The sequence below is a fragment of the Micromonospora wenchangensis genome (assembly GCF_002210435.1).
Classification (GTDB): Bacteria; Actinomycetota; Actinomycetes; order Mycobacteriales; family Micromonosporaceae; genus Micromonospora; species Micromonospora wenchangensis.
Genome location: NZ_MZMV01000001.1, coordinates 297,296 through 309,215, shown reverse-complemented (window position 1 = coordinate 309,215; position 11,920 = coordinate 297,296). Strand labels below are relative to the sequence as shown.

General features: G+C 74.9%; 6 protein-coding genes. 5 read left to right on the top strand and 1 reads right to left on the bottom strand.

Going from position 1 to position 11,920, the window contains the following annotated elements:
• The first annotated feature begins 13 nt into the window (after positions 1 to 13).
• From B5D80_RS01275 to B5D80_RS01255, 5 genes are read left to right on the top strand one after another with little or no spacing between them, the layout of a single operon-like run.
• Positions 14 to 1,786 (top strand): carbamoyltransferase family protein, encoded by a 1,773-nt coding sequence (locus tag B5D80_RS01275; RefSeq protein WP_088641857.1) that lies wholly within the window; start codon positions 14 to 16, stop codon positions 1,784 to 1,786.
• Positions 1,783 to 5,199, top strand: a complete 3,417-nt coding sequence (locus tag B5D80_RS01270) for a non-ribosomal peptide synthetase (protein WP_088641856.1) — start codon at positions 1,783 to 1,785, stop codon at positions 5,197 to 5,199. The genes B5D80_RS01275 and B5D80_RS01270 overlap by 4 nt, the downstream gene beginning before the upstream one ends.
• Entirely contained in the window at positions 5,186 to 6,388 is a 1,203-nt protein-coding gene (locus B5D80_RS01265; RefSeq protein WP_088641855.1) for a cytochrome P450, read from the top strand. Before B5D80_RS01270 ends, B5D80_RS01265 begins: the two co-directional genes overlap by 14 nt.
• On the top strand, positions 6,389 to 7,696 hold the full coding sequence (locus tag B5D80_RS01260) for an MFS transporter (protein WP_088641854.1): 1,308 nt from the start codon (positions 6,389 to 6,391) through the stop codon (positions 7,694 to 7,696).
• A gap of 45 nt (positions 7,697 to 7,741) precedes the next feature.
• Entirely contained in the window at positions 7,742 to 9,436 is a 1,695-nt protein-coding gene (locus B5D80_RS01255; RefSeq protein ID WP_088641853.1) for a condensation domain-containing protein, read from the top strand.
• A 100-nt stretch (positions 9,437 to 9,536) separates the two neighbouring features.
• Here B5D80_RS01255 and B5D80_RS01250 read toward each other — a convergent pair whose 3' ends face one another.
• Entirely contained in the window at positions 9,537 to 11,828 is a 2,292-nt protein-coding gene (locus B5D80_RS01250; RefSeq protein ID WP_245854142.1) for a DUF4153 domain-containing protein, read from the bottom strand.
• Positions 11,829 to 11,920 lie beyond the last annotated feature (92 nt).

The following is an 11,920-nucleotide window of genomic DNA, read 5'->3' as shown; positions in this document are numbered from 1 at the left end:
AAGGTTGACGACAATGCTGACGCTGGGATTCAGCGGCCTCGACCGCGGCACGGCGCTCAAGCGCGCGATACTCGGCGACGGGTGGCGGCGGGAACAACGGATCGTCCAGGGCCTCGACTCGGCGGCGGCGCTGGTCGACGAGACCGGGGTGATCGCCGCCGCCGCCCAGGAACGCTACGACGGCGACAAGGGCACCGGCCGCTTCCCCCGGGACGCGATCGACGCCTGCCTGCGGGCGGCCGGGGCGACGATGCGTGACGTCGCGGTCGTCGCGCACGGCTTCCGCTACGAACCGTCCCCGGTCTGGCAGCTCGACCACCTCTCCACCCGCTGGTACGAGGAGGTGTACGCGCAGCGCGTCCAGCGGGAGGTCTTCGCCGCCCACTACCCGCCGGCCGTCGCCGAACCCCGGTTCGTGCACGTCGGGCACCACGTCGCCCACGCCGCCAGCAGCTACTACCTCAGCGGTTTCGACGAGGCGCTGGTGGTGGTGGCCGACGGCATGGGCGAGCAGGAGTCGCTGACGGTGTTCGCGGGGCGGGGCGCGGTGCTCGACCCGCTCGGCAGCTACCCGATCATGAGTTCGCTGGGCATCCTCTACAGCGTCTTCACCCACTATCTCGGCTTCCAGCCCGGGATGGACGAGTACAAGGTGATGGGCCTGGCCCCGTACGGCGACCGGCAGCGCTACCGGGCCACCCTCGACGAGTTCGTCCGGCTCGACCCCGACGGCGGGTACGCCGTACCGCTGCTGTCGGCCAACAAGTCCCCGCTGGAACGCGAGACGCACCAGGGGGTGCTGCGCCGGCTGGAGGAGAAGCTCGGCCCGGCCCGCGAGCCCGACGCGGAGCTGGGGCAGCACCACATGGACGTGGCCGCCGCCCTGCAGGACGCGCTGGAACGCACCCTGCTGCACGTGCTGACCGAGTACCGCCGCCGCACCGGGCTGCGCCGGCTCTGCCTGGCCGGCGGGGTCGCGCTGAACTGCTCGGCGAACGGGGTGATCCTGCGCAGCGGCCTCTTCGACGAGGTGTTCGTCCAGCCGGCCTCCGGGGACGACGGCACCGCGCTGGGGGCGGCCCTGGCCGCGCTGCGCGAGGCGCGGCCGGCGACGCCGACCGGGATGCGGATGCCGTACTGGGGGGACGGGTGCACCGCCGACGACGTGGCGGCGGCGCTGCGGGACCTCGGTCCGGGTTTCGAGGTCCGCCGGCACGCCGAGGCTGACCTGGTCCGCGAGACCGTCGCGTTGATCGAGGGCGGGGCCACCGTGGCGGTGTGCCAGGGCCGGATGGAGTTCGGCCCGCGTGCCCTGGGCAACCGCAGCATCCTCGCCGACCCGCGCTCGCCCACCATGCGCGAACACCTCAACACCGTGGTCAAGCAGCGTGAGGAGTTCCGCCCGTTCGCCCCAGCGGTGCCGGTGGAGGACGCCGCCCGGTACTTCGACATCCCGCCGGGCACGGAGGCGGCGTTCCGGCACATGCTGATGGTCACCGGCGTCCGGGAGCCCTACCGGGACCGGTTGCCCGCCGTCACGCACGTCGACGGGTCGGCCCGGGTGCAGGTGGTACGACGCGAGGACGCGCCGCTGTTCTGGGGGCTGCTGCGCGAGATGGGCCGGCGGACCGGGCTGCCGGTGCTGGTCAACACGTCGTTCAACCTGCGGGGTCAGCCCATCGTCCGGACCCCGGCCGAGGCGGTCGCCACCTTCGCCCGGTCCACCCTGGACGCCCTCGTCCTCGACGGCCACCTGGTCCGCCGCACCGCCGGGGGGCCCGCGTGAGCGTCGACCACGAGCCGGCGGCGGTCGACACCCCGCCGTACGAGGAGATCGTCCGGGCCGCCTTCGGTCAGGTGCTCCGGCGGGCGGAGATCGCCCCCGACGCCGACTTCTTCGACCTCGGCGGGCAGTCCCTACAGGCCGTGGAGGTGGCGCTCGAACTGCGCCGGCGGATCGGCGTACCGGTCGAGATGGACCTGCTGTTCCGCTACCGACGGCCGGTCGACCTGGTGGCGCACCTGGCCCGGCTCGCGCCGCCGGCCCGCCGGGTGCCGATCTCGCCGACCGAGGAGCGGCTGCTGTTCCTCGACCGGCTGCACCCGGACTCGCCGCTGTACTGCGTCCCGGTGCGGTACGAGTTCGCCGGTGCGGTCGACGCCGAGGCGCTGCGTGCCGCGCTCCAGGAGCTGGTGGACCGGCACGATGCGCTGCGGACCTGCTTCCCGGCGGACGGGCGGAAACTGGTCCGGACGGCCGCCACCCTGCCGTGGACTGTCGTCGACCTGTCCGGCGAGGAACCGGACCGGGCCGCCGCCGAGTCCCGGCGGCACCTCGACGCACAGGCCCGCCGCCCGGTCCCCACCGACGTGCCGCCGCTGGCCCGTGCCTGCCTGGTCACCGAGCCCGGCGACCGCGCGGTGCTGCTGCTCACCCTGCACCACCTGATCGCCGACCAGCACTCGCTGGACCTGCTCGACAGTCAGCTCCAGCAGGCGTACGGCGCCCGGGTCGGCCTCGCCCGGGAGCTGCCACCGGTACGCCGTCGGGGCCTGGCCAACCGGCCCGACGCGGCGGAGTCACTGGCCCACTGGCGGGATCAGCTCGCCGGGCTGGGCGGCCGGCTGGCGCTGCCGGCGGACCGGCCCCGACCCGAGGTGGTGGGCCCGGCGGGTGCGGTGGTGACCGCGCCGCTCGACCCGGCGCTCGGCACCCGGCTGACCGACCTGGCGCGGGACTGCGCGGCGTCGGAGTTCATGGTGCTGCTCGCCGCCTACACGGCCTTCCTCAGCCGGGTCGCCGCGCCCGAGGGCACGACCCACGCGTCCGACGTGGTGGTCGGCGCACCCTTCGGCGGGCGGACGGTGGACGACGAGGACACCGTCGGCATGTTCGTCAACGTCCTGCCGGTCCGGGCCCGGATCGACGCCGACACCACCTTCCGGGACCTCGTCGCCCAGGTCCGTGCGCAGGTCAGTGCGGCGCTTGCGTACCAGTGGACGCCGTTGCAGGAGCTGGTGGCGGAGCTGGCCGACGCCGCCGGGCCGGACGGGCACCCGCTGACCCAGGTCGGCATCTCGCACGTCGACGACCGCGGGTGGCGCTGGGCGCCGGCCGGCGCACCGGCCGTGCGGGAGGTGCTGTCCACCGGCACCGCCAAGTTCGAGCTGCTGTGGACCGTCACCACCGGGACGACGTCGGCGACGTCCGCCCTGGAGGTCGCCGCCGACCTGTTCACTCCGGACCGGGCCCGGGAACTGCACGCCACCCTGCTGGCGGACCTTGCCCGGCTCAGCGCGACCCCGGACGCCCCGGTGGTGGACGCGGTGGCGTCGGACCCGTCGACGGCCCGGGAGGTCGTCCACGGGTACGTCCGTCAGCCCGCCGAGCTGCCGGTGCACGAGGTGGTGGCGCTGCGGGCGCGGGCCCACCCGGAGGCGGTCGCGGTCCGGCACGGCGACCGGGAGCTCAGCTACGGCGCGCTGGACACCGCCGCCGCCGTACTCGCGGGGCGGCTCGTCGCGGCGGGCGTACGACCGGGGGACCGGGTGGCGGTCGCCGCCGCTCGGGGCGCGGACGCGGTGACCGCGTTCCTGGCCGTGCTGCGTGCCGGGGCGGCGTACGTGCCCGTCGACGTGGCCCAGCCGCCGGCCCGCAGCCGGGCGATCGGGCGGGACAGCGGGGTACGGCTGGCGCTGTGCGAGCGGGGCCGCGAGGACCACGTGCCGCCCGGGGTGCCGACGATCGAGCTGCCCGGGGTGCCGGCCGGTGCTGCGGCGGGGGCGGCCGGTGCCGCCGGACCGGTCGGGTCGGCGCACGTCCCGGTGACGGTGCGGCACCCCGCGTACGTCATGTACACCTCCGGGTCCACCGGTGCGCCGAAGGGGGTGGTGGTGCCGCACGAGGCGATCCTGCGCCTGGTGCCGCACTCCAACTTCCTGCGGCTGGGGCCGGACGACGTCGTCGCGCACCTGTCGAACACCGCCTTCGACGCGGCCACCCTGGAGATCTGGGGCGCGCTGTGCGCGGGCGCGACGCTGGTGGTGGTGCCCCGCGAGGTCGCCCTGTCGCCGTACCGGCTGGGGCGGTTCCTCGCCGAGACCGGGGTGAGCGTCATGTTCACCACGAACGCGCTGCTCAACGCGATCGTCACGCACGTGCCCGACGCCTTCGCCCGGCTCCGGGTGCTGCTCGTCGGCGGCGACCAGTACGCGCTGGCGCAGATCCGCCGGATGCTGGCCGCCGGTGCGCCGGAGCACCTGGTCAACGCGTACGGGCCGACGGAGAACACCACCTTCTCCGCCGCGCACGAGGTCGTCCCCGCCGACCTGGACCGGGGCGTCATCCCGATCGGCGGCCCGATCGACGGCGGCTACCTGCGGGTGCTCGACGACCGGCTGGCCCCGGTCGCCCCCGGCGGTACCGGTGAGCTGTACGTCGGTGGGCAGGGGCTGGCCGACGGTTACGTGGGCGATCCGGGGCGTACCTGTGCGGCGTTCGTCGCGGACCCGTTCGCCGACGCGCCCGGCCAGCGGCTCTACCGCACCGGCGACCTGGTGCGGCTGCGGCCCGACGGGGACGTGGTGTTCCTGGGCCGCCGCGACGACCAGGTCAAGATCAGTGGGTTCCGGGTGGAGCCGGGCGAGGTGGAACGGGTCCTCGGCGACTGCCCGCAGGTGGGTGACCACGCGGTGGTGGCGGTCACCGACGCCGAACCCGTGGAACTGGTCGCCGTGTCCACGGGCCCGGCCGAGCCGTCCGAGGTGCGGGAGTTCCTGCGGGCCAACCTGCCCGCCTACATGGTGCCGGCGCGGTGCCACCGGCTGCCCGCCCTGCCGGTGACCCCCAACGGCAAGGTGGACCGGGCGGCGCTGCTGGCGGCGCTCGGCCGCGACCCGGACCCGGAACCGCCCGTCCCCGACGCCGCCTCCCCGTCGGGCGACCAGGTCGCCGCCGGGCTCGCCGACATCTGGCGGGACCTGCTGGGGGTGACCGAGTTCGGCGCGGACAGCCAGTTCTTCGCGCTCGGCGGCACCTCGATCAAGGCCCTGCACCTGGTCGGCGCGGTGCACCGGCGGTTCGGTGTCGACCTGCGGATCGTCACCGTGTTCCGCCGGCCGTCCTTCGCCGACCTGGCCCGGGAGATCGCCGACCTGGTGCGGACCGAGCAGAGGGGGAACGGCGATGGACCTGGGTGACCCTGACCTGTACCTCGACCCCGGCCGGTTCGCCCGGTGGCGTCGGTACGCCGCCGACGACGCCGTGCTGTGGAGCGACGCCGGCACCTCACCTGGCGGCTTCTGGTCGGTCTTCTCGCTGGCCGGGTGCCGCGCGGTGCTGGCGCCGAAGGCCGCGTTCACCTCCGAGTACGGCATGATGATCGGCTTCGACCGCGACCACCCCGACAAGGCGGGCGGCGGGATGCTGGTGGTCGCGGACGGCCCCCGGCACACCCGGTTGCGCAGCGTCATCATGCCGTTCCTGTCCAGGGCGATGGCCGAGTCGCTGGAGGACACCGTCCGGCAGGAGGTCCGCCAGCTCGTCGCGGACGCCGTGGCGGCCGGCGGCCTCGACGTCGCCGCCTCCCTCGGTCCGGTGATCCCGGCGAGCGTGGTCTGCCGCCTGCTCGGCGTGCCGGCGACCGACCGGGACATGCTGATCGAGCTGACCAGCCACGCCTTCGGCGGCGCGGACAGTTCCTTCGACCGGATGCCCCCGGACGCGGCGCACTCGGAGATGATCCTCTACCTCGCCGACCTGGTGGCCGAGCGGCGGCGCAGCCCGGGTGACGACCTGATCAGCGCGCTGGCCGGTGACCCCCGGTTCGACCTGCGCGAGGTCCTGCTCAACTGCGACAACGTCCTGGTCGGCGGCAACGAGACGACCCGGCACGCGATCGCCGGCTGCTTCCACGCGCTGGCCACCGCCGCCGGCACCCTGGACCGGCTGCGCACCGACCCGGACCTCGTCGGGCCGCTCGTCGAGGAGGTCATCCGGTGGACCTCACCCGCGATGCACGTGCTGCGGGTCGCCACCGAGGACGTCGAGCTGCCCGGTCAGCGGGTGGCCAGCGGCGAGGCGGTGGTGGCCTGGCTGCCGGCGGCCAACCGCGACCCCCGGCACTTCGCGGCGGCCGACGAGTTCCGTCCCGGCCGCCCGGCCAACCACCTCGGGTTCGGCTACGGCCCGCACCACTGCCTCGGGGCGGCGCTGGCCCGGCTGGAACTGCGGGCGCTGCTGCTCGCGCTGGCCGAGTTCGTCGACTCGGTGTCCGTGGTCGGAGAACCGGTGCCGCTGCGCTCCAACCTGGTCCACGGCTACCGCCACCTGCAGGTCCGGCTGGAACCCGTCGGCCGTGCCACCAACCACCGAGAGGCGCTGAGTTGAGTGACCGCGTTCAGGGACGCCCGGTTCCGCCGGCTGTACGTCGGCGACGCCCTGTCGGGCTTCGGGGACACCGCGCTGCTGCTGGCCCTCGGCATCTGGGTCAAGGACCTCACCGGGAGCAACTCGGCCGCCGGTGCCGTGTTCCTGGCGATGGGCCTGCCGGTGCTGTTCGCCCCGCTGGCCGGACGGCAGATCGACCGGGTACGCCGCAAGCCGCTGCTGATGGCGACCAACGCGATCGCCGGACTAGCGGTGCTGGCGCTGCTGCTGGTACGGACCGCCGAACACACCTGGATCATCTACGGCGTCGCCATCGTGCACGGCTGTGTCGCCACGGTGCTCATGGCGGGACGCAACGCCCTGCTCAAGGACCTGCTGCCCGACAGTGACCTGGGGTCGGCCAACGCGGCGTTCGGCACCCTGTTCGGGTTCACCCGGATTCTCGCGCCGCTCGTCGGTTCCGGCATCTACGCCGCGTTCGGCGGTCACCTGCTGGCGCTGATCGACGCGCTGACCTTCCTCGTCGCCATCACCGCGCTGGCCACGGTGCGGGTCGTCGAGTCGCCACCGGAACGCAGCGGGGAACGGTTCGGCACCGAACTGCTCGCCGGCCTGCGTCACATCCGGTCGGTTCCGCTGTTGTCCCAGGTCACCGTGGTCAGCGCCGTCGCGTTCGGGGCGGTGGGTTTCCTGGAGCCGATCATCTTCGTGGTGGTCGAGGACGGGTTGCACCGGCCGGCGGCGTTCTTCGGGGTGATCGTCAGCGTCCAGGGGGTCGGTTCCATCGTGGCCGGCTTCACCGGCGCGTGGCTGCTGCGCCGCGTCGGCGAGGCGAGGGCCATCGGCGGCGCCCTGATCGGCCTGGGGGTGGGCTGCGCCGCCCTGGCCGTCGGCGCGACAGCGGTGGTGCTGGGCGGGGCGGTGGGCATCGGGCTCGCGGTCACCTGGTTCTCGATCGGCTGGAACACCCTGTTGCAGCGGCACACCCCGTCGCGGCTGCTGGGGCGGGCCTTCACCACGGCGGGAATGCTGGTGACGATCCCGCAGACGGCGGCCATCGGGGTCGCCGCCGCCCTCATCGTCGTCGTCGACCACCGGCTCCTGCTCGCCGTCCTGTCGCTGGTGATCCTGCTGGCCGGGCTGCGCCTGCTGACCCACCCGAAACCGGCCCCGGACCCCGTCGCCACCGACGCCGACCCGACACCCGACCGGGACGCTGCTTCCGACCGGGACGCGGCACCCGCCGGTGGACCGGCAGCCGACCGGGACGCGGTGCCCGGCGGTGTGGCACCCGGTCGCCGGGAGTGACCGGTCCCGTGTCCGCCCGACCCGTCCCGACCCGGGGGTAGCCAGATGACCACAGCCGAGACGTCGACCGCCGTACGGACGGTGCGGGTGCCCTTCGCCGGGCTCCGCTCGGGCCGGTGGCCGATGCCCCACGGTCAGAGCAACGTCTTCGACTGGTTGCCGCACGAGGGCAGCGGCGCGGTGTTCGTCGGGTACGCGGACCTGCCCGCCGGGCGTACCGTCGACGACGTCCGCGCGGCGGTCGGCGTCCTGGTCTCCCGCCACGAGGGACTGCGCACGGTGTACGAGGTGGGCCCCGGCGTGGAACGGGCCCAGGTGGTGACCCGGGACGGGCACGTCGACCTGCTGCTGCTCGAACTCGGGTCGGGGGCGTACGACCGGACCTGGATCAGCGATCCGCCCCGCCCGTTCGACCACGGTGCCGAGTTCCCCGTCCGGATGGCGGTCACCACGGACGCGGGGGTTCCCGTCCGGGCCGTCTTCGAGTTCTCCCACGCCGTCGCGGACCTGGTGACCGCCAACCTCGTGCTTGACGAACTCGTCGGGCTCGTCGCGTCCCCCGCCGACCGCACGGTGGGCCCCCCGGTCTGGCAGCCCGCCGACCAGGCCGAGTACGAGCGGACCCCGCAGGCGCGGCGTCGGATGGCGAGGACCCTCGCCTACTGGCGGCAGCAACTGCACACCATCCCGCCCTGCCTGCTCTCAGTGCCGGCCCGTCGGGAGGGGCCGCCGGAGTTCCGCCTCGCGACCCTGCGGTCCGGTCCGGTCGCCGAGGCGATCGACGCGGTCGCCAGGCGGACCAGGGTCACCCCGGCCAGCGTCCTCGTCACCACCACGGCGACCCTGCTGTCCTGGTGGACGGGCACCGAACTGGCCGCGCTGGAGGCTCTCTACAGCAACCGCGCGCTACCCCGGATGCAGAACTTCGTCGGCAGCATCGCGCAGAGTGCGCTGGTCCCGTTCAGCCCCGCCCCGTCGTTCCACGAGACCCTGCGCCGGACCCACCTGGCCATCTTCAACGCCTACCAGTACGCCTACTTCGACGCGACCGCCGTGGAGGAGTCGGTCCAGTCGATCGGCTCCCAGCGGGGCTGCCAGCGGCACCGGGACCTGGTGATCAACGACATGAGCAGCACCCGGGGCGGCGTCTTCGACGGACGGGCGGGGGTGCCGGTGCACGGGACGGAGGTGGAGAGCGGCCTGGACGCGACGACCACCGACCCGGTCCGGCTCACCATCCTGCACACCCGGCCCACCGTCGTGGTCGGTCTCACCCACGACGTGCGGCACGTGACCACCGACGAGGCCGCGGCGCTGCTGTGGTCGATGGAACGCATCCTGCTGACCGCCGCCGACCGGGACATCGACCTGGCCCGGCTGGGCGATCTCGTCGAACTCGACCGGGTGGTACGCGGCCCGGAGTGGGTGGAGATCGACGCCGCCTGGATCGACATCACCGCCAGCGAACAGGTGCTCCGGGCCGCGGCCGGCGACCCGACCGCCCGGATCGTCCTGCGGGGCGGGCCCGGCGGCAGCCGGTCGCTCGTCGGCTACGCCGCCCCGGCGGACCCGCGCGTCGGCCCCCGGGAACTGCACGCGGCGGTGATGGCCACGCTCGGTGGCCGGCACGGCGCGATGGCCCCCGACTCGTACGTCCTGTGTGCCCGCCCGCCGCACCCGCCCCGGGACGAGGCCGGGTGGCGGGCCCAGCCGATCCGCGCGGCGGGCACCGGCCGCTGACCGTACCGCCGGTCGACCCGTCGTCGCCGCGCCCGGGTCCGTCCGCCGCCCGCGCGGCCCGGCCCCGGTCGGACGACCGGAGCCGGGCCGTACGGGAAGGTCAGCGCGGGGTGCGTCGGGTCTTCGGCAGGTCGAACTGGTCGGCGGCCTTGCAGTCCTTCTGCCCGCCGACCGCGCGGGGGCCCAGCCGCTTCAGCTCCGCGCGGGCCCGGGTGCGGCCCAGGTTCCAGGCGTACCACGGGTCGGGCTCGGCGAGGTCGTCGTCGATCCAGCTCAGCGTGCAGCGGCGGACCCGGTCCGGCAGGTTGGCCAGGGCGGGGGTGGCGTCGGCAGAGAGCGCCCGCAGGTACCAGGCGTCGATCTTGCCGGACTGCTCGTACCTGGCGATGTTGCGACGGGCCGCGTAGTCCTCCGGGTTGAGCACGGCCAGGCTGAGCAGCATCACCACGGCCAGCCCGACGGTGGCACCGGGAATCCAGCGGCCCCGCCACCGTACGCCCGCCGCCAGGATCATCAGGAAGACTGCGCCGAGCAGCAGCTCGAACGCCATCACGAAGATCCGTTCCCCGGTGAAGCTGTAGACCTTCTGGTAGGTGTACATCCGGGACAGCGCCGACACCACGATCACCACGCTGAGCGCGCTGAGCAGCCCGAGCAGGGCCCGCAGCAGGACCCGTTCGGCCCGGGTCTCGCGGCGTGCCCAGCGGCTCACCCCGCCCAGCACGGCCACGGTCAGCAGGGTCACCACGGTGAGCTGCCAGAACCCGCTGCGCGCGTACTCGGCGTAGCTCAGCCCGGCGGTACGCAGGACGTGCCGCTGACCGCCGAAGAGCACGGTGAACTGCACCGCGACGAACCCGACGAAGAGCAGCGTCAGGGCGGCGCTGGCGGGGGCCCACTCCAGGATGCCCAACCGCCGCCGGCCCTCCCGGTCGACGGTCGACAGGTCCGGTGGCGCGGCCAGCGTGTACGTGGCGGCGACCGCGATCGACCCGCCGACGGCGGCCAGGAACAGCCAGCGGACCACGGTGTCGACGTTGACCTCGGGCACCACCGCACTGAGCACCTGGTCGAACGCGGCGTCGGCGGAGGACAGCAGCAGCCCGAAGACGAGCAGCACCACGGCGGTGGCGGCGACCGAGCCGACGACCCGGGGCACCAACCGGCCGCCGCCGGTGGCCGTCACGTGCCGGCGTACCCAGGACAGTCCGCGCAGCGCCGCGAACGGGGCCGCGACCAGGCTGAACAGGATGGAACGGACCTGTCTTCCACCCACGATGGCCAGGGCCGCGCAGCCCAGCGCGCCGAGGACGCAGAAGGTCACCAGCCACCAGGCGTTACGGAACGCCAGCACGGCCAGCAGCGCCAGCGCCGCCGCCGCCCAGCCGCCCCGGATCAGCCTGTCGGTGCGGGTCAGCGCGTCGGCGTTGCGCCGGACGGCGGCGACCACCCCGACGGTGAGGACCAGCCAGCCGAGGAACCAGCCGATGCCGGTGCGGGTCAGCGGGACGAAGAACGCCACGCCCAGCGCCCCGGCCAGCACCGCCGCCGGCACCGCCCAGCCGGTGGCGGGTCGGGGGCCGGGCCACCGGGTGCTCAGGAACGACGGCGGAGGCGGGGTCGGTGTCCAGGTCCCGGGCACCCCACCCCACTGTGCCGGTCGGCCGCCGGTACCGAACCCGGCGGGAACCGGCCGGCCGGGGACGGGCGCGCCGGACCCGGGGGGCGGTTGCTGGCCGGGGGGTACGGGCCGACCCGGGCCGGGCTGTGGGCCGGGCGTCGCCGGGGCGGGTTGGCCGGCCAGGGTCGGGGCGTCGTCCGCCGAGCCCGCCGCGGTGCGCGGCGCCGGCACGCTCACCGGCCGGCCGGGCCGACCGGCCGTCACCGCGTCGACGGCCGCCTGGCCGGCCGGTGCCACCTCGGCCGCCGCCTGGCCGGTCGGTGCCGGTTCGGTCGGTGCCGGTTCGGTCGTCGTCGGGGCGGCCTTCGTCGAGCCGGGCTTCACGACGCCGGCCGGTGCGGCGCCGCCCTCCGTGGCCCCGGCCGTCGCGGGGGCCGCTGCCACCGCACCGGTCGAGGTCACCGGTGGCGGGGCGCCGGCCGGGCCGTCGCCGGCCGGGAGGACCGCCGCGGCCGGTCCGGCGACGCCGGGCAGGGTGTCGGCGGTCGCGGGCACCAGGGGCAGGAAGAGCGCGTACCCGAGGGTGCCGTCGGGGACCTGGACCGGGATGGCCCAGCCGGGCTCGCCCGCCCGGCCGGGCCATCTGATCGCCGGTGGCAGCCCGTCCTGGGCGGGCACCGTCAACAGGTACGGCATCCCGCCGACGGGCGGGGGTCCGGGCGGCGGCGGGCTGCCCCCGGGGGAGTCTGACGTCGGTTCCGGCTCGGACACGCACGCTCCTAGATGCGGGAAGTGCGGTCACTGTAGAGGCAACCGCCCCTCCGCCGCCGGCCCGCACGCCGTACCGTCGAACCTTTGCCCGC